21 protein-coding genes and 1 pseudogene are annotated in these 23,909 nt (G+C 30.5%); 20 read left to right on the forward strand and 2 right to left on the reverse strand.

Annotated features, from left to right (window positions below; translation table 11 throughout):
- Positions 1-21 precede the first annotated feature (21 nt).
- From EYR00_RS03425 to EYR00_RS03480, 12 genes and pseudogenes are all read left to right on the forward strand, one after another.
- Positions 22-807 carry an AraC family transcriptional regulator gene (locus EYR00_RS03425; RefSeq protein ID WP_009299559.1) on the forward strand — a complete coding sequence of 262 codons (786 nt, stop codon included), beginning with the start codon at positions 22-24 and terminating at the stop codon, positions 805-807.
- Between the two features lie 77 nt (positions 808-884).
- Entirely contained in the window at positions 885-2,528 is a 1,644-nt protein-coding gene (locus EYR00_RS03430; protein ID WP_003538671.1) for a glycoside hydrolase family 13 protein, read from the forward strand.
- A 67-nt stretch (positions 2,529-2,595) separates the two neighbouring features.
- On the forward strand, positions 2,596-2,964 hold the full coding sequence (gene crcB, locus EYR00_RS03435) for a fluoride efflux transporter CrcB (RefSeq protein ID WP_003538669.1): 369 nt from the start codon (positions 2,596-2,598) through the stop codon (positions 2,962-2,964).
- A 27-nt stretch (positions 2,965-2,991) separates the two neighbouring features.
- Positions 2,992-3,846 (forward strand): MurR/RpiR family transcriptional regulator, encoded by an 855-nt coding sequence (locus EYR00_RS03440; RefSeq protein WP_003538667.1) that lies wholly within the window; start codon positions 2,992-2,994, stop codon positions 3,844-3,846.
- A 149-nt stretch (positions 3,847-3,995) separates the two neighbouring features.
- The gene (locus EYR00_RS03445; RefSeq protein ID WP_003538664.1) at positions 3,996-4,778 is read left to right on the forward strand and encodes a MurR/RpiR family transcriptional regulator; all 783 of its coding nucleotides are present in this window, start codon (positions 3,996-3,998) and stop codon (positions 4,776-4,778) included.
- A 331-nt stretch (positions 4,779-5,109) separates the two neighbouring features.
- A complete protein-coding gene (gene trpS / locus EYR00_RS03450) occupies positions 5,110-6,183 on the forward strand; it encodes a tryptophan--tRNA ligase (RefSeq protein WP_003538662.1) in 1,074 nt (357 codons plus the stop codon).
- Between the two features lie 94 nt (positions 6,184-6,277).
- Positions 6,278-7,341, forward strand: a pseudogene (gene eutH, locus EYR00_RS03455) (ethanolamine utilization protein EutH).
- A complete protein-coding gene (locus EYR00_RS03460; RefSeq protein WP_003538657.1) occupies positions 7,325-7,951 on the forward strand; it encodes an HD domain-containing protein in 627 nt (208 codons plus the stop codon). Before eutH ends, EYR00_RS03460 begins: the two are co-directional and overlap by 17 nt.
- 18 nt (positions 7,952-7,969) lie before the next feature.
- Positions 7,970-8,659, forward strand: a complete 690-nt coding sequence (locus EYR00_RS03465) for an HD-GYP domain-containing protein (protein ID WP_003538655.1) — start codon at positions 7,970-7,972, stop codon at positions 8,657-8,659.
- A 100-nt stretch (positions 8,660-8,759) separates the two neighbouring features.
- Entirely contained in the window at positions 8,760-9,395 is a 636-nt protein-coding gene (locus EYR00_RS03470; RefSeq protein WP_003538654.1) for a YczE/YyaS/YitT family protein, read from the forward strand.
- 98 nt (positions 9,396-9,493) lie between these two features.
- Positions 9,494-11,035 carry a plasmid pRiA4b ORF-3 family protein gene (locus tag EYR00_RS03475; RefSeq protein ID WP_003538652.1) on the forward strand — a complete coding sequence of 514 codons (1,542 nt, stop codon included), beginning with the start codon at positions 9,494-9,496 and terminating at the stop codon, positions 11,033-11,035.
- 103 nt (positions 11,036-11,138) lie between these two features.
- The gene (locus tag EYR00_RS03480) at positions 11,139-12,335 is read left to right on the forward strand and encodes an FprA family A-type flavoprotein (protein ID WP_035110694.1); all 1,197 of its coding nucleotides are present in this window, start codon (positions 11,139-11,141) and stop codon (positions 12,333-12,335) included.
- Positions 12,336-12,413: 78 nt separating this feature from the next.
- On the opposite strand, the gene EYR00_RS03485 is transcribed toward EYR00_RS03480, so the two are convergent.
- Complete coding sequence (locus EYR00_RS03485; RefSeq protein ID WP_003538648.1) at positions 12,414-12,971, reverse strand: DUF3793 family protein; 558 nt, start codon at positions 12,969-12,971, stop codon at positions 12,414-12,416.
- Positions 12,972-13,219: 248 nt separating this feature from the next.
- Between EYR00_RS03485 and pfkB the strand changes: the two genes are divergently transcribed.
- The 6 genes from pfkB (at position 13,220) to EYR00_RS03515 (ending at position 19,615) form a co-directional block, all read left to right on the forward strand.
- The gene (gene pfkB / locus EYR00_RS03490) at positions 13,220-14,131 is read left to right on the forward strand and encodes a 1-phosphofructokinase (RefSeq protein WP_003538645.1); all 912 of its coding nucleotides are present in this window, start codon (positions 13,220-13,222) and stop codon (positions 14,129-14,131) included.
- Positions 14,131-16,017, forward strand: a complete 1,887-nt coding sequence (locus EYR00_RS03495; protein WP_003538643.1) for a PTS fructose transporter subunit IIABC — start codon at positions 14,131-14,133, stop codon at positions 16,015-16,017. The genes pfkB and EYR00_RS03495 overlap by 1 nt, the downstream gene beginning before the upstream one ends.
- A gap of 1 nt (position 16,018) precedes the next feature.
- Entirely contained in the window at positions 16,019-16,789 is a 771-nt protein-coding gene (locus EYR00_RS03500) for an HAD-IIB family hydrolase (protein ID WP_009008764.1), read from the forward strand.
- 464 nt (positions 16,790-17,253) lie between these two features.
- Positions 17,254-18,042, forward strand: a complete 789-nt coding sequence (locus tag EYR00_RS03505; RefSeq protein ID WP_003538631.1) for a PHP domain-containing protein — start codon at positions 17,254-17,256, stop codon at positions 18,040-18,042.
- A 202-nt stretch (positions 18,043-18,244) separates the two neighbouring features.
- Positions 18,245-18,850 carry a recombinase family protein gene (locus EYR00_RS03510; RefSeq protein WP_003538629.1) on the forward strand — a complete coding sequence of 202 codons (606 nt, stop codon included), beginning with the start codon at positions 18,245-18,247 and terminating at the stop codon, positions 18,848-18,850.
- 294 nt (positions 18,851-19,144) lie between these two features.
- Positions 19,145-19,615, forward strand: coding sequence for a hypothetical protein (locus EYR00_RS03515; protein ID WP_009299573.1), 471 nt, complete (start codon positions 19,145-19,147; stop codon positions 19,613-19,615).
- 88 nt (positions 19,616-19,703) lie between these two features.
- Here the strand turns inward: EYR00_RS03515 and EYR00_RS03520 are convergent, their stop codons facing one another.
- On the reverse strand, positions 19,704-21,332 hold the full coding sequence (locus EYR00_RS03520; protein ID WP_003538625.1) for a VanW family protein: 1,629 nt from the start codon (positions 21,330-21,332) through the stop codon (positions 19,704-19,706).
- Positions 21,333-21,586: 254 nt separating this feature from the next.
- On the opposite strand from EYR00_RS03520, the gene serC reads away from it, so the two are divergent.
- The gene (gene serC, locus EYR00_RS03525) at positions 21,587-22,672 is read left to right on the forward strand and encodes a 3-phosphoserine/phosphohydroxythreonine transaminase (RefSeq protein ID WP_040434408.1); all 1,086 of its coding nucleotides are present in this window, start codon (positions 21,587-21,589) and stop codon (positions 22,670-22,672) included.
- A 10-nt stretch (positions 22,673-22,682) separates the two neighbouring features.
- Positions 22,683-23,846 carry a phosphoglycerate dehydrogenase gene (locus EYR00_RS03530; protein WP_003538622.1) on the forward strand — a complete coding sequence of 388 codons (1,164 nt, stop codon included), beginning with the start codon at positions 22,683-22,685 and terminating at the stop codon, positions 23,844-23,846.
- Positions 23,847-23,909: the final 63 nt, after the last annotated feature.

The raw sequence follows: 23,909 nt of genomic DNA on the forward strand, positions 1-23,909 counted from the left end.
TCCTTTTTGTGAGGCATGATAATGCAGCATTTATATGAAGTTGTTGAAACTAGCTTTAAATATCCTATTAAGATTTGGAATCATCAGTTTAATCGCAGTAAAGTAATGAAGCCGCATTGGCATGACGAAATAGAGTTAATTTATTGTAATCAAGGTTCTTTTGAACTATCAGTGAATGGGGAAAAGAAGTTTGTTAATACTAAGCAGTTAGTATTGATTAATAGTAATAGTATTCATAGATTAAGATTTTTAGAGGATCAAACGAAAATAATAACATTACTTTTATCAACTGAGTTATTTGATGAATTTAAACTGGTACAATGTGAATTTGATTTATCTTTAATAAAGGATCAAGAGCAATTAGAACAGCTAATTATTTATTTAGGTGATCATCTTGATCAAGAAACTTTAGTTATACATAATCGAATGATGCAAATATATGAGCTGCTGCTGGAAGAATGTAGTGTTTATAAGTTGGCAATCACAAAAAAGAAACTACCGATAATTAAACAAATCGTCACTTATATTGAACAGCATTATGATGATGAATTGAGTTTGACGATTTTAGCTAATCATTTTCATTTTAGTGAGGTTTATTTATCAAGAATGTTTAAGGAAAAGACGGGGATTACATTATTATCTTATATTAATAAAATTCGTTTAAATCATGCTTATAATGATTTGATGAATACTAGTCTCACAATTAATGAAATTGCATTAAATCATGGGTTTAAAAATGTGAAAGCATTTAATAAAATATTTAAAGAATATTATCACGATATTCCTTCAAAATATCGAAAAGGTTAAAATTTTGCCTATTATAGTATAAAAGGGCCAAGATTTTGACCTTTTGTTATGTTTAAATATAAAAGAGGTGAAGGATAATGCAAAAAAGTTGGTGGCAGGAGGCTGCTGTTTATCAGATTTATCCGCGGAGTTTTCAAGATAGTAATAACGATGGGATTGGAGACTTGCAGGGAATTATCAGTCGTTTAGATTATATTAAAAATTTAGGGGTTGATGTTATTTGGTTATGTCCAGTATATCAATCACCAAATTATGATAATGGTTATGATATTAGTGATTATCAGGATATTATGGCTGATTTTGGAACAATGGCTGATTTTGAAGAATTATTGAAACAAGCACATCAAAAAGGTTTAAAAATTATTATGGATCTAGTTGTAAATCATACTTCATTTAAGCATCGCTGGTTTGTTGAAAGCCGTAAATCTAAAGATAATGAGTATCGTGATTATTATATTTGGCGTGAGGGGAAAAATGATCAACCGCCTAATCTTCAGCAATCGGTTTTTGAGGGATCAGCCTGGCAATATGATGAAGATACAGAAATGTATTATTTACATTTATATACAAAGGAACAACCTGATTTGAATTGGGAAAATGAAAAAGTTAGAAATGAAGTATATAAAATGATGGAGTGGTGGCTAGACAAAGGTATCGATGGTTTTAGGATGGATGTTATTAACCAAATATCTAAAGATTTTGAAAAAATGGATAAAGCCATTATTAATGATCCGCATATGTATGAAATTATTTCTAATGGACCACGAGTACATGAATTTCTTCAAGAGATGCATGATCGTGTTTTAGCTAAATATGATACGATGACAGTGGGAGAAACAGCTGATGTTAGTGTAGAAGATGCTCTATTATATGTAGGGTTTGATCGTCGTGAATTGAAGATGATTTTTCAGTTTGAACATATGTCGTTAGATAAAGGACCAAATTTAACTTATCAGCGTCCTAAATTAGCAGATTTAAAAGTAGTTTTTGAACGGTGGCAAACAGGTTTGAATGGTAAAGCATGGAATGCTTTATATTGGGATAATCATGACCGCCCACGTGCAGTTTCTAAATATGGTGATGATTCAACCCCTTTTTATCTTGAAAAATCTGCGAAAATGCTAGCATTATTCATGTTTTGGATGCAAGGAACACCATATATTTATCAAGGTGAAGAAATTGGAATGACAAATGCATATTATCAATCAATGACACAGTATCGCGATGTTGATGCATTAAATAAGTATGAAGTTTTTAAACAGAATTATGATGAAGAAACGATCATTGCTTATTTTGGTAAACGTTCCCGTGATAATGCTCGGATGCCAATACCGTGGGATAACAGTAGGTTTGGAGGTTTTAGTATTGTTCAGCCGTGGCTCGCTCCAAGTCAAAAATATACAAATATTACAGTTGAAAACGCTTTAAAAGACCCTAACTCGGTATATTATTTTTATCGTGATCTACTGCGATTAAGAAAAGAATATGAGGTATTGATCTATGGTGACTATCAGCAGCTTTTAAAAGAACATCTCCAAGTTTATGCTTATCGAAGAACATTAAACGAACAACAGGTTATAGTTATTTGTAATTATAGTAAAGATGAAGTGGAAATAGATTTAGAATTTATTCAAGGAACTTTGCTGATTAGTAATTATGAAGATGATTTAAAACAAATATTAAGAAGCTATGAAGCAAAAGCTTATTTGGCAGGGAAGTAAACTTCCCTTTTTTACTTGCTTAAATTTTTGAATAATCATAAAATAAGATTATATAGAGGAGATAATTATGTTGGAATGTTTAGCAGTTGGAATTGGTGGCTTTATTGGTGCTGTATCAAGATATTTAATGGGATTAATTATAATTAAAGATACTACTTTTCCTTTTATGACTATGATGATCAATATCATTGGGGCATTTGTAATTGGATTAGTTGTAGCGTTAGCAAGTAAGTATAATCTTGAATCACGCTGGATTTTATTTTTGAAAACTGGGGTATGTGGCGGCTTTACAACATTTTCAACTTTTTCACTAGAAAGTATGAATCTGCTTAGTGATGGTAAGTTTTTGATGGCGGGAGGATATATTTTACTGAGTGTTAGCTTATGTTTATTATTTGTTTATTTAGGAAATTTATGTGTCAAAGTGTTATTATAATGATACGAGGATAAGGGGGCTGAGAAAATGAATATATTTAGTCGATTGGATAATTTAACAGATTTAACTACCAATGAACAGACTTTAGTTGATTATATGAAAAATAATCCAGAACGCTTTATTAATATGAGTGCTGATGAAATTAGTGCTGCTTGCTTTATTTCAATACCAACGATTTATCGTCTGTGTAAAAAACTAGAGCTTAATGGTTTAGCACAGCTTAAAGTAATGGTATCAACATCAATAAGAGATTATTTGAAAGAAAAGAAAACAATTGATTATAACTATCCATTTTCACAAAATGAGACGCAGTATCAGATTACAATGAAAATGAAAGAATTATACGAGCAGACTTTGATTGCCTCGAATAATCTAATTGACTTGGATCAATTACGACTGATTGCTTCAGCTCTAAAAAATGCTCAGTTCATCGATATGTACACTTCAGCTGGTAATCTTTACTTTGTTGAAAACTTTAAGTTTCAAATGTCAGAAATCGGTCGTTTTGTTAATGTTCCGGTTGAAGAATATCAACAGCTTTTAGCAGCTGCCTCAAGTGACAAGGAACATATTGCAATTGTTGTTAGCTTTGAAGGACGGGGAATGATTGTTGACAAAATTGTTAAATTGTTGAAAAAGAACAATACTCCAATCATATTAATTTCTTCAACGACGCTAAAGTCATTAGTTAGTCTTTGTGATTATAATCTTTACTTAAGTCCATATGAAAATCATTATAATAAGATTTCTTCATTTTCAACAAGGTTATCATTACTTTATTTGTTAGATTGCATTTATACATGTTATTTTAAATTAGACTATGATAAAAATGTTAAATATAAAACAGAAACATATTTGAAAATGACAAACCATGACGAATGAATGTAACGATTATAACAGGATTGTTTTAAATTAAAAAGAAACATTGAAAAAATATTTTCAATGTTTCTTTTTTAATATCGCCTGACAACAAAGATTGTTATAGTATAAGTGTAGAAAAGTAAATATTTGCTTGAAGGGAGAATTGTGTTATGGGTGATGTATTGTTATCAAGAATTATTAAGTATTTAAATGGCACTTTATTTTATGACGGTTACTATCAATTTTGTACTTTTGTAATTGCAAATTATCATCGAATGATTGAATATACATTTGCACAAGTTTGTAAAGAAAGTGATCTTGATCCACGAACGATCCTAGGATTTTTAAATTATCTTGGTTTTGATAACTATGAGGACTTTCATCGTAAGCTGGTAGCTGATGATATTTTACGTAATGACCAAATTCGAGCAAGATTATTAAGTATGAGTTATCGTGATTTATTCAGATTGATTGAAGTAAATGATTATGATATTTTTATGGATAATATTGTTTCTATATGCCATGATATATATGATGCTGATCGAGTAATTATTGTTGGAGGACTGTTTCCAACTAGTATTGCTGTTGAATTTCAAACTGATTTAATTACATTAGGTAAAAATGTGGTTCAATATCATGCTTATGATCCAAATATTAAATTTGATGAAAATGATTTTGTAGTATTCTTTTCATCTACTGGGCGTTCATTAAGAGATTTCTTAGCGAAAAAATCTTTAGGGCACTTAAGCAAGAGTAAGACATTATTGATTACCCAAAATCAACTACTTGAGAATGAGAACTTAAGTTGTATTAAGTATTTCTTTAGTTTACCGGGTAAGTTTGATGGAATTAGTTTTAATTATCAAATTATGGCAATCTTAGATTTAATTAGAATTATTTATTATCAAGAGTATTTTGTTGAATATACAGAAGAGGCATTGGAATCAAGATAGATTGTAGAAAAAAATAAAAATAATTGAAGATTATTAATAAACTATTGACATCATTTTATATCCGTTTTATGATTTTAAGTATAGTAAATTCGATAATCTAGGAAGAGTAAACAGCTAATCTTTATTTAAGAGACTTGGTGGCTGGTGAGAGCCAAGATAAAGATACTGATGAATGGGCCTGGTTAGAAGCAAAATGAAACTTAACTGGAGTAGTGGCGCCGTGCTTTTCGCGTTAAGAAAAACAGACATGATGGTGTCTTACAAGGTGGCATAATGGTTTTTATCCTTGAGGATAAAAGCCTTTTTTATTTAATCAAAGAAGGAGATTTATATGAAAAATATTATTTTAACAGGCGATCGTCCAACAGGAAGATTACATTTAGGACATTATGTTGGTTCCCTAAGACGACGAGTGGAATTACAAAACTCAGGAGAATTTGATGAAATTTTTATTATGATTGCTGATTCTCAGGCTTTAACAGATAATGCTGATAACCCTGAAAAAGTCCGACGAAATATTTTAGAGGTTGCTTTAGATTATTTATCAGTTGGTTTAGATCCTGAAAAAACCACAATGTTTATTCAATCTCAAGTACCAGCATTATTTGAGTTTACGGCTTATTATATGAATTTAGTTACAGTTTCAAGATTACAACGTAATCCAACGATCAAGGAGGAAATAAAACAGCGTGGATTCGAAACAAGTATTCCAGTTGGTTTTTTAAATTATCCGGTTTCTCAAGCTGCCGATATCACAGCTTTTGATGCCACTTGTGTTCCTGTTGGTGAAGATCAAATGCCGTTAATTGAGCAGACTAAAGAAATTGTTCACAGTTTTAATCGGATTTATGGTGATGTTTTGGTAGATCCAAAAATTATGTTGGCTGAAAATGAAGTTTGTCAAAGATTGCCGGGAACAGATGGCAAAGCAAAAATGTCAAAGTCAATTGGAAATTGTATTTATCTTGCGGATACTAGTGAAGATGTTCGGAAAAAGGTAATGAGTATGTATACAGATCCAAATCATTTAAAAGTTGAAGATCCGGGAACCGTTGAGGGAAATACAGTGTTTACTTATTTGGATTGTTTTTGCAAAGATGAATATTTTGAAAAATATTTACCTGATTATAAAAATCTTGATGAATTAAAAGAGCATTATCGTCGTGGTGGTTTAGGTGATGTTAAAATAAAAAAATTTTTATTTAATGTTTTAGAAGAAACATTAAATCCAATTAGAGAAAGAAGAGCTGTTTTACAAGCTGATATTGCTGCTGTTATGAAAGTGTTAGAAGATGGTTGTGTTAAAGCTAATGAAAAAGCGAATGCAACACTTAAACGTGCTAAAGATGCAATGAAGATCAATTATTTTGATGATAAGGATAATATTACTGAATATTTTAAATAAAAGCCGAATAGGCTTTTTTGTTTGAGGTTTGTTTGGTAAAATATTGGAAGAATATGGAAATTGAGGTACGATAATGAATTTTTTTATATTAATAATGCTTATTTTGTGCTTGATTGGCTTGATTGACAAGATCTTGAATAATAAGTTGGGACTAGTAGCTGCTTTTGATAAAGGGATGGATTCGATGGGTGGAATTGCCATGAGTATGATTGGGTTTTATTGTATCGCAATTACATTGATTCAAAATAATGTAGATGTGATTACTAAAATAAGTGCCGATTCATCATTAGATCCATCAATTGTTATTGGGAGTATTCTTGCACCTGATATGGGTGGGTTTTCAATTGTTTCGGGACTTGGTAATAGTACTTTTTTGATTTTTTCAGGGGTTATTTTGACTGCAACATTAGGACAAACAATTAGTTTTCAATTACCAATTTTTTTAGCATCTTTAAAAAGGAAGATTTAAATCCATTTATTAGTGGATTAGTTTATGGGATTTTAAGTTTACCAATAATTCTAGTGGCAGTTGCCTGGTATTTACAAATTCCTAATTTATTAATTAACTTATTACCAATAATTATACTTTGTGTTATCTTGGTAATTGCTCTATATGTTTCTTATGATAAAACCATTTTTGTTTTAACATTATTTGGTTATTTGATTAGAATTATTAGTATCTTGTTGTTTGGAATGGTTGTTTTACAGCTGTTTTTTGATACATTGCCTTTTACTACAACTGCTTTAATTAGTGATGCAATGGTAATTGTTTTACGGATGTGCATTGTTGTGTGCGGATCAATGATTTTAAGCGATTTGATTATTAAACGTTTTTCACGAATGATTTTCATGATTGGTCAAAAGTTGGGTGTCAATAGTGCTAGTGTGATAGGACTACTATTAAGCCTTGGGACAAGCATTGCAATGATTCCATTGTTTTCACAAATGGATCGTAAAGGGAAGATGATGAATGCCGCTTTTAGTGTAAGTGGAGCTTATGTTTTAGGGGGACAGCTAGGATTCATTTCTAGTGTAGTCGATGGTAATGGCGTCATAATCTATATGATTAGTAAGATAATCGCAGGTTTACTGGCAATTGTTTTTGTATTGATATTTTATCGAGAGGAAAAAGTGTCAGTGGATGCGATGGAAAAATAAGTTGAATAATATTGCAGGAGTAAATAATGAAGGTTTTATTGAAATTATAAGTAATTGTTTGAATTATGTTGATTCGCGATTGATTGATCATGGTTTACGAGTAGCTAATATGACATATCGTATGCTTGAGGCTCAAAATAGTCATGAACAAAAGTACTTGCAAGATGTTTTTATGTTAGCAATGCTACATGATATTGGAGCATATAAGACAGAAAAAATTGATCAAATGTTTATTTTTGAGACAAAAAATATATGGCAACATGCTATTTATGGTTATTTGTTCATAAAGAACTTTTCACCACTAGATAAATTGGCACCTGCTATTCTTTATCATCATCTTGATTATCAAAAAATGATTTATATTGATGACGAAATTAAAAATATCTCTCAGATTATTAATTTGTGTGATCGAATTGATGTATTTTTACAAACTTCAAATGATTATAGCATGCTTAAAGATTACTTAGATAAGGAGTCAGGAACTAGATTTGTAGAAAATTTGGTTACTACTCTTTATTGGCAGGTTGATCAAGTCTATCAATTTACAACTAATCCATTTTCAAAATGGCAAAAAGTAACTAGTTTAAATATTTCGCTTTCATTAGAATAGTTGGATAGTTATTTAAATATGTTAGTTTCTCTAATTGATTTTCGTAGTTATTTTACAGTTACACATACTATTACCACATGCACGATATCTTTAGAGTTAGCAAGATTATTAAGCTTAAGTTCTGAACAGACAAAAAAGATCTATTATGGTGCAATGATGCACGATCTTGGTAAAATTGGAATTCCAATTGAAATATTAGAATATCCGGGTCAACTGACTCAAGAGCAAATGATAATAATGCGTAGTCATGTTCTTAAAACAAGAGAATTATTAGAAGAAAAAATAGATCAAGAAATTTTAGAAATTGCGTGTCGGCATCATGAAAAACTGAATGGTTCAGGTTATCCGCATAGTTTATGGGAAAACCAGTTGACTCAAGAGCAGCGGATTGTAGCAATAAGTGATATTGTAAGTGCACTATGTGGAAAGCGCAGTTATAAAACTTCTTTTAGTAAAGAAAAGACTTGTGAAATTTTAAATCAAATGGCACAAGCAGGAGAAATAGACTCAATGATCGTTGCTCAAGTAATTGATAACTACGATTTAATCGAGGGAAAAATCTGGAAAGAGGCTGCGGCAGTTTTAGAAAAGTATAATACTATTATTAGTGATCTATTGAACAGAAAACAAGAGTTGATTGAAGCAAAATGGCTATATTTAGTTTTTCGATATTCAAAAACTGGAATTGTCAATTTAAAAATTGATTGATGAAGTATTCTTCTTTTGGAAGGATATTTTTTCTTTTGTTGAAAAAGAACTGATAATATCAAGTAATATTGTAAAATAAAGAAAAATAAGGAGGGTGTTTATGGCAAAAAGGTTAGGATTATATTTTTTAGGGATATTGATTTTAGGATTTGGAATTGTCTTAAATACAAAAACTGGTTTAGGGGTTGCAGCAATTAATTCAGTTCCATTTGGAATTAGTGAAATGACTAATTTATCATTAGGGATGGCAACAACTATTTTATATATTATTTTTGTTGGAGTGCAATTATTGATTTATCAGAAATTAGATTTTAAAGTTTTATTACAAATTCCATTTTCTTATTTTATGGGATATGTTTTAGATTTTTATAATAACTTATTAAATTTTACAGTTACTTCATTACCTGTTGCATTAGTTCTATTAGCGATTGCTATTTTAGCTACTGCTTTAGGAGCATATGTTGTTGTAATGTTAGATTTAATTCCTAATCCTGCTGATGGTATGGTCAAAGCATTAAGCCAGGTGATTGACAAAGAGTTTGGTAAGACAAAATTATTATTTGATTGTGGAATGATGCTTGTCACAATTATTACTACATACTGTTTGGCGGGGAAAATTATTGGAATTGGGATAGGAACAATATTATCTGCTGGATTTATTGGCCAAATTATTGTGATTTATAATCGTTATTTCACAAAACATTTAACATTGATTGTTGAAAATAGTCGAGCGTGATAATTATTTATAAATCCCTTTTATCTTCTCAATATAAAGGCGTTACTTCAATAATATAATTTGTTATAATAGTTTATATAGAACTGAGGAGATAAAAGATGAATGGATATCAATTGAGGATAGATGTGGAGGGGTGTGCGGATCCTATATGGCGGCGTATTAAAATACCTGCAATAATTAGTTTTGAAGATCTGCATCAGTTAATCCAAACTTTATTTGGTTTTGAAGATTATCATCTATATGAATTTAGGATCAAGGAATTAGGGATCTGGATTCCTGGTGGTGAAACAGATATTGAAAATCAGATAAATGATGACGTTGAGATAGTTGATAATCTTGAACGGATTGCGGATTATTTAAAAAAAGAAATGGTAATTTACTACCATTATGACTTTGGTGATGATTGGCAACTTTTAATTACGGTTGAACAAGAGTTAGAGGGCGTTGAGCACTATCCTGTTGTAGTTGAATTTTGTGGTAATAATTTGATAGAGGATTGTGGGGGAATTGAACGTTATCAAGAAATTATATTAAGTCGAGATGATCTGGATATTAATTTTGATCTAGAAGATATTAATAGTTGTTTATCATTGTTAGGGGTTGATGAAATATTAAATAATAGCCCGTTAAAAAATGAGTTTATTGAAATTTTAGAGCAGTTAAAAGAATTAGTGAAGAAACGTGAGTTTACTGATAATCAAGTGATTAAACTAGTATCTAACCAAACTACATATTGGGTTATTTTAAAAACATTAGAAGGTTATGTGATTGAATTATTTGAAACTTATAATGATCTTTTAGAGGGTTTTTATAATCTTGCTAATGAAGGAATAAATAATGCATTTTGCAACTGCTGGACTATTTTATTATCTGAACAGGAACTTGATTTTGATGTGGCATTAGATGAGGATAACTATTTGGCTGCTTTTCGTAATGAAGCGGGATATATTCCATGCTTATTAGAAGTTGAGGAAGCAAGGGTAATTTTAGAATTATTAAAAGAATTTGCAAATGGGATTAAAGAAGATCAAAATCGTAGTGAGTCTGATGAAATTATTGAAATATATGTTGAAGATGGTAAATTTAAGGAGAGTGCTATTTTTGTTCATGAACCACAAATTGACTTAAATCGCTATGATTTTGGCTATTTAGGTGAACATGAGCTTGAAACTAAGCGTGAAAATACAGAACGTTTATGTGTTGATGTTGTCTGTTTACCAATGACTAATACAGATAAAACCAATGAGTTAAATGTTTATGCCGTAATTGCCGGAGAAAGCGATTATTTAATTAAAGAAGTTGATTTTCCTAGTTTACAAATTATTGGTGAAGCTTTAATTGATGGATTGCTTGAATATGCTAATCGTTATGGTAAACCACAACGAATCGTAGTAAATAATTTAAATGTTCTTTTCTTAGTCTTGAATTTTATTAGTCAATATGATATTGATTATTTTGAAGATGAGATAACGCTAGAAATTGAAGGGGCGATAATGGATGCTTTTGGCCTTGAAACTGCTGATGAGGCATTTAATGATCCTTTTATTCAAGAATTGTTGGAGCAGTTAGATGGTAAAAGTGAAGAAGAAATTGAAGAAAAAATAAATGAGATATTAGCTAATATGGAGCTGCTAAACTAATCTTTGAGGGATAATAGTTTAGGGTTTGGAAATAATATAAGCATCATATTAGTAAAATTAGAATATTAGGTTTATACTAAAAGTGATTTAGGAGGCTGTGATGATGAATTGTATTAGAGAAGTAAATGAGAATGTTTATTGGATTGGCGGGAATGATCGTCGCTTAAGTTTATTTGAAAATATTTTTCCAATTCCAAGGGGAATTTCATATAATGCTTATGTTGTGTTAGATGAAAAGACCATTTTATTAGATACGGTTGATTGGTCGATTGGACACTTATTTTTTGATAATCTTGAAACAGCATTGCAAGGAAGATCATTGGATTATATTGTTATTAATCATATGGAGCCTGATCATTGTGCATGTTTAAAAGAAGTGATAAATCGTTATCCTGAAGTCGTGATTGTAGGAAATGCTAAAACATTTACAATGATTGATCAATTTTTTGGGATTGAGATCAATAAGTTAGTAGTTAAAGAGAATGATACTTTAACTACAGGAAAACACACTTTTACTTTTGTGATGGCACCACTCGTACATTGGCCAGAAGTAATGGTGACATACGATAGTTATGATAAAACATTATATAGTGCTGATGCTTTTGGAACATTTGGAGCATTAGACGGAGCTTTATTTAATGATGAAGTTGATTTTGAACATGAATGGCTTGATGATGCTAGGAGATATTATGCTAATATCGTTGGAAAATATGGACCACAAGTTCAAATGTTATTAAAAAAAGCTAGTAGTTTAGAAATTGCCACAATTTGTCCGCTTCATGGACCTGTATGGCGTAATAATATTGATTACATAGTTAGCAAATATGATTGTTGGTCTAAATATGAACCAGAAGAAAAAGGTGTTGTTTTAGCTTATGGTTCGATCTATGGTAATACTGAAAATGTAATGGAAATAATTGCTTCAAAATTGAAGCAAGCCGGGGTAAAAAATGTTAGAATGTATGACGTATCTAAAGTGCATGTTTCTAATTTAATTAGTGAAGTGTTCCATTATAGTCATTTGATTTTAGCAGCGCCAACATATAATAGTGGAATTTTTCCACCAATGGAAAACTTCCTTAGTGATATGATTGCTTTATCATTAAAGAAAAGAAGTGTAGCGTTATTAGAAAATGGAACATGGGGAGCATTATGCGCAAAACACATGCGTACTAAATTAGAGACGATGAAGGATATGGAAATCATCAACGAACCAATCACAATTAAGTCAACTTTGAAAACTGAGCAAGTGGATGATATTGATAATTTAGTTACTACAATAGTTGCTTCAATTGGATAATAGAAAGCCGGTGATCATTATGATCAGGCTTTTTTATTATGAGACAAAAAGGCACGTGCTATTGAAATGGTTATGATTTTAAACATGGGCTAATAATTGTTCAATTCGTTCTCCTTGACAAAAACGTCTTTTTAATTCTTGTGTGCATTTTTTATATCGGTCAAAAGTACAGAGGGTTTGGGGAACATGGCTATATACTTTCCAATATCCAATATATTTATAATCAGCACCGTTGATAAACCCTTTAACATCAGTCAAAGGGTACCCCAAAAACAAACCGATTTCATGAGGAAATTCACTACTATTCATTCTAATCTTTAGCCAATTTATTAGACTGTCGATATCTTGATAAGGGTAATGATAATTATTTAGAACAGCTCTAAATTTATGGTTATTAAAAAGGTTATTTAATTTTTCTTTTTGATAAACATAAATCATTTTTGAATTATTATTTTCATGAATAATCGAAATGTATATTCCTCTTTGATTGCATAGTTGGTTGTAATAATTTAAACACTCTTCTAATTCATTGAACTCATTGCTAATATTAAAAATATTTCCAGCTTTCATTTTTAATAAAGTAGGACTACAAAAAGTAACAAGTTTAGATTCAAATAATAATGCAGTTGATGGCATATAATCACTCCTTTTATATGGTTAGCTATGACTAACTATATAAAAGATATCATAAATATAAGGTGATTTCAATTGTTTTTGTAAGAAGCTTGTTAATGGAGTTAAAATTATTATTAAGTTTAAATAATTAAAATTATAAGATTAAATTTCTTTATTTGAAAATAAATATTGACTCATTAATTTGACGGAGAATACACCTAAGTATATACTAAGAGTGGATTAAAAATTAACTTAAGGAGAAAATTAAGATGATATATACAGTAACGTTAAACCCAGCAATTGATTATGTAATTAAAGTAGATAATTTTGAAACCGGAATTGTCAATAGAACAAAACAAGAAAACATGTTTTTTGGTGGTAAAGGAATTAATGTTTCTAACGTTTTAAAAACTTTAGGTGAAAAAAGTACGGCGTTAGGATTTATCGCAGGATTTACTGGCAAAGCAATCAAAGAGGGATTAGAAGCTAAAGGATTAAAAACTGATTTTGTTGAAGTTGCCGGATTATCAAGAATCAACGTGAAGATGAAATCTGATAATGAAACTGAAATTAATGGGATGGGACCACAAATTAAAGATGCACAAGTTCAAGCATTATTAGGTAAGTTAGATAATTTAAAAGATGGTGATATTCTAGTTTTATCTGGAAGTATTCCAGGCAGTATGCCGGATGATATATATGAAAAAATTATGGAATATGTAAAATCAAAAAATGTTTTGATCGTAGTCGATGCAACTAATAATTTATTGATGAACTGTCTAAAGCATCATCCATTTTTGATTAAGCCAAATAATCATGAATTAGCTGAAATTTTTAATGTTGAAATTAAAAATAAAGAAGATGTCGTTGTTTATGCTAAGAAATTACAAACAATGGGAGCTAAAAATGTGTTAGTTTCGATGGCTGGAGATGGAGCAGTATTAGTCGATCAAAATAATGATGTACATATAACATCTGCTCCTAAAGGTGAGGTTAAAAATTCAGTTGGAGCGGGTGATAGTATGGTCGCTGGATTTATTTACGGTTATATTAAGACAAATGATTTCAAAACGGCTTTAAAACAGGCTACAGCTACTGGTAGTGCAACTGCATTCAGTGAAGATTTGGCATCAAAAGAAAAAATAGATGAATTATTAAAAACAATAAGTGAGGATGAATAATGAAAATTACAGATTTATTATGTCTGCAGGGAATTGATATGAATGGGGAAGTTGCTAATAAAGAAGAAGCGATCGATCACTTAGTTGATTTAATGGTGGGTACTGGAAATATTAGTGATAAACTAGCCTTTAAAAAAGGTATTTTAGCTCGCGAAGCTCAAAGTACAACGGGAATTGGAGAAGGAATTGCAATCCCGCATGCCCAAGTAGCAGCAGTAAAAAAACCTGGACTAGCAGTAATGATAGTTAAAGATGGTGTGGATTATCAATCATTAGATAGTCAACCAGCACGGTTGTTTTTTATGATTGCAGCACCAGTTGATGGTGGTAACATTCATTTGGAAACATTAGCAAGATTATCCGGGATGTTAATGGATAATGATTTTAAAGAAAACTTAATTAATGCTAGTGATGCAGTGGAATTTTTAAGATTAATTGATGATAAAGAAAATGAAATAGTGAAAGTAAAAGAAGAAACTGACGGTACTAATTATGAAGTTTTAGCAGTTACCGCATGTCCTACTGGAATTGCTCATACTTTTATGGCAGCAGAAAGTTTAGAAGCAAAAGCTAAAGAAATGAACATATTATTTAAAGTAGAGACAAATGGGGCAACAGGGCCTAAAAATGTTCTTACGGCTGAAGAAATCAGTAAGGCACGATGTATTATTGTGGCAGCAGATAAACAAGTGGAGATGTCACGTTTTGATGGTCGGCCTGTAATTATAACTAAAGTAGCTGATGGAATTAATAAAGCAGAGGAGTTATTGTCGCAAGCAATAAATGGTAATGTAGAAATTTATCATCATCAAGGAGATAAAGTGGTTAGTAGTTCTGCCAATGAGGGAATTTGGCGAAAATTATATACCCAATTGACAGATGCTTTAAGTAAAATATTGCCAATCATTATTGGATCGGGTGCATTGATTTCAATTGCTTCATTAGCAGCAAGTTATAATTTATTTGGAATCAAACAAATTTATGATAGTATTTGGCTAAGTAACAGTTATATTCTGGGGATAACCGTTAATGGGATGATCGTTGCTTTATTTGCTGGCTTTATTGGTCAGGCAATTGCAAGTCAGCAGGGATTTGCAGTAGCTCTTGCTGGCGGGGCTGCAATGTTATTAAATAATATGTATCTACAAAATATGCCTAGTCCTGGTATTTTAGGTGCAATCATAGCGGGCTTTATTGGTGGATATGTTGTAATTTTATTACAAAAAATTTGTCGTAAATTGCCAGAATGTTTAGATGGTATAAAGCCAACAGTAATATATCCGATTTTTGGGGTCATGATTACGGGTGTTTTATCATATTTGATTAGTCCTTATGTTGGAAGTCTAAATCAGACTATTAGTGTATTTATTGGTAGTATGGATATTGTTTATAAACTAATTTTAGGAGTTATTGTTGGGGGAATGATGTCTGTTGACATGGGTGGCCCAGTTAATAAAATTGCTTATCTTTTTGGAATAGCTCAAATTGTTGAAGGTAACTTTGATGTTATGGCTGCTGTAATGGCCGGCGGAATGGTACCGCCATTAGCAATTGCAATTAGTACAACTTTCTTTAGAAATAAATTTACATTAACTGAACGTAAACTAGGTTGTCAAAATTACTTAAAAGGCTTAATGTTTATTTCTGAAGGGACAATTCCTTTTGTTCAAAAAGACCCCCGCTTAGTAACATTAGCTTGCATTGTTGCTTCAGCAGTAGCTGGTGGTTTTTCAATGCTTTATAATTGTGGAATTAGAATTCCTCATGGTGGAATCTTTGTATTACCATTAATAGCGCATCCCTTTAGATATATTGTTGCTTTATTAGCAGGAAGTCTTTGTGGAGCTGTTATTTATGGATTCTTTAAAGAAATTGGAGAAGAATGATATGAAATATATATTTTTTGATATCGATGGAACTTTGACGGATAATACAACTGGAAAAATTGTTCCAAGTGCCCAAGAAGCCCTAGATAAATTACAAGAAAATGGTAATTTTGTAGCTATTGCAACGGGACGCGCTTATTATAAAGCTAAAAACTTTCTTAAAGAAGTTGGTTTAAATAATATGGTTTGTAATGGTGGTAATGGTCTTGTCATAAATCATCAGTTAGTAAAAAATGCACCATTGGATCGGCAAAAAGCATTGGCTGTTATTGATGAAGCAGAAAATTTAGGCTATGGAATCCTAATAGCTCCATTTGATAGTATTGATGTATACAGTAAAAATACGTTATTTTTAAAACAAGCAGGTTATCGAAAAGAACCAACACGTTATACAATTGATAGTGAAATAAATTATCATAATTTAGAAAATATTTATAAAATTTATATTTCTATTCCAGCTAGTGAAGAAACACGATTAACATTAAAAGATACGTTAGGTTCATTACGTTTTGAACAAGAATATTTAATGTTTCAGCCAGATGATAAAAAGCAGGGAATAGTTGATATGATTGCGATGATAAAAGGAAATATTGATGATGTTGTAGTATTTGGAGATGATTATAATGATCTTGTTATGTTTGATGAACGTTTCTATCGAATTGCGATGGGTAATGCCTGTGATGAATTAAAAGCTAAAGCGGATTATATAACTGATCGCAATACTAGTGATGGAATTTATAATGCTTGTAGGGTGCATGGTTGGATCAAATAATCGAAGGATAAAATTTCTAATTATTTGTTTTAGATTAGTTCACATTTAATTCATAGAGTGATGCTAGGATAATAGTGTCGAAAGACAAACCATAATAATATGTAAAATATATTAATCCCCTCATATATGTTTTACAACCTGAATGATGGATGATTCCCTCTCCCAAAAACTCATCCATCCTATAAGGAGTCTCCCCTGGCTCCTTTTTTATTTTAAAAAATTATACGGTTCACATTTAATTCATAGAGCGGTGCTAGGATAATAGTGTCGAAAGACAAACCATAATAATATGTAAAATATATTAATCCCCTCATATATATTTTACAACTTAAATGATGGATGATTCCCTCTCCCAAAAACTCATCCATCCTATAAGGAGTCTCCCCTGGCTCCTTTTTTTATTTTATTACTGTACTTTTTTTTAAGAATTGCATATAATCATAAAAAAAGAAGGGGTGATAAAGATGATTGACGGACATATGCATTTAGAATATGGGGATCTAAATAAAGAATATGTATTAAAGTTTGTTGATGCAGCTGTTAAAAAAGGTTTGACAAAGATTCAAATTTTAGATCACACACATCGTTTTAAAGAGTTTGAAGAGATTTATACAGAATTAAAAGAAGAGCCATTGCAAAAAAAATGGCTAGAGAATAAAGCAATGAAATTTAAGGATACTTTAGATGATTATGATAAATTAATTGAGGAAGTTAAAGCATTAGATTTGCCGATTGAAGTTACATTTGGTTTAGAAGTATGCTACGTGCCTAAACATGAAAAGAAGATTGGAGAAGTATTAGCTAACCATAATTATGATTTTGTTGTTGGGGCAATACACTCAATTAATGGCAGATTATATGACATGAATTTCTCTAAAGATATTTTATGGAATAAATTTGATGTTGATGATATTTATCGTGATTATTATGAATTGATTTTTTCATTGGTTAAGTCTGATTTATTTACGCAATTAGCACATCCAGATACAATAAAAATGTTTAATTATTATCCAACCTATGATTTAACACCAACTTATCATCAGTTAGCTGATTTGTTGGTTGAACATAATGTAAAAGCTGAAAATAATACAGGATGTTATTATCGTTATAATCATAAAGATATGGGATTAAGCGAAGAATTGTTAAAGATATTAAAAGAACATGGAGTATCGATGATTACAGCAAGTGATGCTCATCAACCAGATCATGTTGGAACTAACATTGCTGATATTTATGAAAAGACGATGTTATAATTATAAATTAAATTTTATTAGTTAAACAGAAGCGATAGTTTGTTGATTATTGTTTCTGTTTTAATTTTATCGTATTACGATTATAAAAATGGATTTATCACTGCTGACGATGTAAGATGCAAAGAATCCCTAAATAATTAGCCATTTATAGCATTCTAACTTTCCCTATGCCATAATTTTTACTCGAGGAGGAAAATATAGAATGGAATATAACAAATATGGATATATACGGGTATCAAGTAAAGACCAAAATGTTGATAGGCAGATTACAGCTTTAAAAGAGGTTGGACTTACAGGGAGCCAGCTTTATATTGATTATCAGTCCGGTAAAGATTTTAATCGTCCTCATTATCAAAAACTTCTTCAGGTTTTAAAACAGGGAGATATTTTATACATTAAATCAATTGATCGTCTTGGACGTGATTATGATGAAATCATTGAACAGTGGCGTTATATTGTCAAGAAAATCGGAGTAGATATTGTGGTAATTGATTTTCCTTTATTAGATACACGTGAAAAGCATGATGGAATTACGGGTAAATTTATTGCAGACTTAGTATTGCAAGTGCTTTCTTATGTTGCTCAAATAGAACGCGAAAATACACGTCAAAGACAAGCCGAGGGAATTCGTGAAGCTAAACGTAGAGGCGTACGATTTGGAAGACCAAAATTAACGATTCCCGACGATTTTGAAGAAATTTATTATTTATGGCGAAAAAATGTAATCAGCAAAGCTGAAGCTTCGCGTCGTTTAAGTACAAATAATCATACCTTTACTAGATGGGTAAAGGATTATGAATCAATATAAATAAAGTTATTTAAGTAAAAACAGGAAAAAATGTAGACCTTTTTTCCTGTTTTTTTCAATCATAATATTTGTGAAAATTAAGAAAATATCTTATTTAAGTTTGTTTATTTAATTATATATTCTATGTGAGAAAAAGTCTACTTTGCTTCCTAAAAAGAAATACTTTATATTACAAAACACTTGAATACAAACCCTGATATTTGTATTCGTAAACAATATTTAATTATTTTCAAGTTTACAGAAAATAAAGTATGTTTTAATGTAATGACTTGAATGGTGGAAAGGATAAAAGAAGTGGAAAGAATTATTATTAGAAAAGATATGATTTTAACAACTATTCTTATTTTATCCATAATTCCATTTTCATTAATTATGATAAGCATTCCAATAGTAGCTTCAGGATTTATTTCGAATGTATCATCAGCTATAATGATATTTTGTTTATTTATATTTGGGGTGCTAGAGTTCTTTTCTTTGGTAATTGTAATAGTTGGAACTATTGAATTATTAGAATTGATATTTTTTGGAATGAAAAAGTTTGTAATTGATAAAGATGGTATCACTTCTTATAGGCTATGGAAAAAAGTGATTTTATGGCAGAAGGTTGCGGAAATTCAGCTGCACCATGAGCCTTTTTATTTTCTGATAATTCTTGAAAAGAATGGTAAGAATATGGAAATAAATCTAGCTAGTGCTTCGTTAATGATTTCAGAACAAGAGATATATCAGTATTGTTTAAAAAAGTGGAAGATTGCACAAAAATAAAATAATTAAAAAGATTATTATTTTATGTAATAATCTTTTTAATTATAGAAAAAGGTGGAAAAATTCCACCAGTATTTAATTTAAGATTCTACGATGTTTCATTATTGGGAATGGTAGGCGTTTCTGGTTGTGCTGGAGTTGTAGGTTCAGTTGGTGCAGGCGTAGCTGGTTCAGTTATTTTCATAGTACCTCTTAAAATAATTTCCTCATGTCCTTTATATACACTATATGCTTCTTCATTTGATGAAATTAAATTGCCATTAGCATCATAAACATAACGCCATGATTTTGCTTTACTACCTGGAGTTCCTTTTTGTTTTACTTTTGTCTGTCCTTCGGGTAATGTAGGATCGTCTTCATATTTAGTATTATAATTAGTTGAAGCAAGTTTTTGACTTTTTAGCTCAACACGAATATTATTAACATTAGTACCTAAAATTTTAGTTGTTAGACGACTATTTTCATAAGAAGCGATGATCTTAATAGGATAAGCCTGGTCATTTTTAAATTTAAAATCAGGGCCACCCCAAGATACTGTAGCATCACGACCGATTGGAACATAGCCAGAAACAAAAGTATGATTAGTCCGCTCAGTAATCTTTAGATTAGCGTACAATACAGCATTATACAAAGTTGATGATGTCTGACAGATTCCACCTCCAACTTCTTGCACAGTCTCTCCATTTAAATAGGCTGCAGCTTCACCGAAACCATTTTCTTTCGTTCTTTTGCCAACAACATTATTATAAGAGAATTCCTCACCTGGCAATAAAATAACTCCATTGCATTTATCACCAGAAAGTTTAACATTATTTTTACGAACTGAAGTACCGCTGACGTTAGTCGCATATTCACCTAAAACATCTTTAAATAAATTTTGTTCTAACATTTCTTTGGTTATTTCAGGTTTAATGATCGTAGCATTTAGGGTAAACTGTTTACCTTCAGTAGTTTTATTGTATTTAGCAACAGCATCTTCTAAATCAAATTTAGCACCTACTTGGCTATCGATGATTTCATAATTGTTATTTTTATCTAGAGTAGCATTTTTAGCTTCCTTTGATAAATTTTCATGAATTAGTTTTATTTCTTCATCATTAAGTTTATGTTCTACTGGAGAATATTTAATTTTCCCTTTAAAATCATAATTATTTAATGCCTTATTAATTGTATTGAAAACTGATTCTAATTCTGCTGTTTTACCGGATTTTCCTTTAGTGAAAATAATTTTATCATCTTTAAGTTCATAGTTAGTAGGAGTCAAAGTACTATAATTTAGAATTTGACTATTAGTAATTTTTTCATTTAAAAGATCTTTATTTTTTATTTTTACCCCAACTGTATAATCATGATTAAACAAATAGTTATATCCTCGTCTGAAGAATGAACTATTAGACTGTTTAGAAATTTTATCTACAGCTTTTTTACTATCGAATGTAAGATTATCAGTTAAATCAACTGGGTATTCTTGTTGATCGAGTAATAAAGTTAAAGTAGGGGGATTTAAATCATTTTGATATTGTTGTTCTATAGCCTTACGTGCTTCTTCTTTATTCATATTACCAACTTTAATACCATTGATAGTTGTATTTGAAACAAAATTGTCTCCCCCTGTTACTAAACATAAAATAAGGTATAGTATAAGGGCAGCTAGGATGACGAGGCCACCAATAACAAAGTAAGCTTGTTTTTTCAATTTTAGTTTTTTTCTTTTCATTTTTTCTCTCCTATATGTACCTTTTCATCATATCTTAGAAATGTATTTAATTCAATTTATTTTATCGTAAATGTAGTTAAAATATCGTGAATTTATCAAATGTTCCAGCATATAATGAAACTGATAATTACTAAGAAAAATAGCTTTTTTATGAAACGATGTATAATTGTATACAATTTTTTACAAAATCCCTTTACAAATTAGATTGTATACAATATAATAGACTTCACATACAAGAAAGGAAAGGTATATATATGACTGAAAAGAGAGTACTGAATTTTTCTGCAGGTCCTTCAATGTTGCCTGAGCCAGTTTTAGAAAAAGCTGCTAAACAAATGTTGAACTATGAAAATAGTGGGATGAGTGTTATGGAGATGAGTCATAGATCCTCTTCCTACTTAGACATTTTTGAAAAAACAAAAGGGTTATTAAAGAAAGTAATGAATATCCCTGATGATTACAAAATTGTGTTTATCCAAGGGGGAGCAACACAACAATTTTCAATGGTTCCATTAAACTTATTAAAAAATGGTAAAGCTGATTATGTTGTAACTGGAGCTTTTAGTAAAAAAGCTGCAGCCGAAGCAAAAAAATTTGGGGAAATTAATATTGCTTATGACGGAAGTGAAAACAATTTTAAACATATTCCAACTCAAGACGAATTGAAATTAGATCCTGAAGCATCTTATGTTCATTTATGTGCAAATAATACAATTTACGGAACTGAATGGAAATATATTCCAGAAACTAATGGTGTTCCTGTAATTGCGGATATGTCATCAAATATTTTATCAAAACCAGTGGATGTTTCAAAGTTTGGAATGATTTATGCAGGTGCACAAAAAAATATGGGGATCGCTGGATTAGGAGTAGCAATTATTAAAGAAGATTTATTACAAAAAGTTGCTGCGACAACACCAGTATTATTAGATTATAAATTGATGATTGAAAATGATTCAATGTATAATACTCCGCCGGCTTATGCGATTTATGTATTAGGACTAGTTTTGGAATGGATCGATAGTATGGGTGGACTTGAAGTTATGCAAGAAAGAAATATTAAAAAAGCTAATCTTCTTTATGATTATCTTGATAGTAGTGATTTCTATATCGCACATAGTGATAAAGATAATCGTTCTTTAATGAATGTTACTTTTACTACACCAAACAAAGATCTTGATGCTAAGTTTGTTAAGGAAAGTATTGCCGCGGGTATGACTAATTTAAAAGGTCACCGTTCAGTTGGGGGAATTAGAGCATCTATCTATAATGCTATGTCATTAGAAGGTGTTGAAAAATTAGTTGCTTTCATGAGAGATTTTGAAGCAGCGAACAAATAGGAGAATAATTATGTATAACATAAAATTATTAAATAAAATATCTAAAGTAGGATTAGATGGATTTGACGAAAATTATGCTTATAGCGAAGAAATGACTAATGAAGATGCTATTTTGGTTAGATCAGCTTCTTTACATGAATATGATTTTGGGGAAAATCTAAAAGCTATTGCAAGAGCAGGAGCAGGAGTAAATAATATTCCACTTGATGATTGTAGTGAAAAAGGAATTGTTGTATTTAATACACCGGGAGCAAATGCTAACGCTGTTAAAGAACTTGTATTATGTGGATTATTTCTCTCTTCAAGAAAAATTGTTGAAAGTATTCGTTGGATTGATGGTCTAAAAGACGATCAGGATATTGCTAAAACAGCAGAAAAAGGTAAAAGTAATTTTGTTGGACCAGAAATTGAAGGAAAAACTTTAGGGGTAATTGGCTTAGGTGCTATTGGAGTAAATGTTGCCAATGCAGCTATTAAATTAGGAATGAAAGTAAAAGGTTATGATCCGTATATTGGCGTAAATGCGGCCTGGGCTTTATCTAAGCATGCTCGTCATGCAGCTTCTTTAGAAGAAATTTATCAAGAATGTGACTATATTACAATCCATGTACCTAGTACTAAAGAAACAAAAGGTTTCATGAACAAAGAAGCATTTGCACAGATGAAAACCGGTGTCAGAATTTTAAATTTTGCTCGTGGTGATTTAGTTAATAATGAAGATTTATTAGCTAATGTTGCAAGCGGTAAAATTAATAAATATATTAGTGATTTCGCTGCACCAGAATTAATTGGACAAGAAAATATTATTATTCTTCCACATTTGGGTGCAAGTACACCAGAATCAGAAGATAATTGTGCAAAGATGGCGGTTGAAGAAGTTTGTGAATATTTAGAAAACGGAAATATCATTAATTCAGTAAACTTCCCAGGAGTCAATCAAGCAAGAATGTCTAAAACAAGATTATGTATTATTAATAAAAATGTTCCTAATATTTTAGCAAATATTTCTAAATTATTTGCTGATCATAATTTGAATATTGAAAATATGGTTAATCGCTCTCGTGGTGAATATGCATATACACTAATTGATACAAATGATGAAGTTCGACCTGATATTATTGAGCGGATTGAGTCGGCAAATGGAATTATTAATGTCCGTGCTATAATTGATTAATAATGATTAAATACTTATCTGATTATAGATAAGTATTTTTTATTTAGTTGATTTTTATAAATA

The organism is Thomasclavelia ramosa DSM 1402, from assembly GCF_014131695.1.
GTDB lineage: Bacteria > Bacillota_I > Bacilli_A > Erysipelotrichales > Coprobacillaceae > Thomasclavelia > Thomasclavelia ramosa.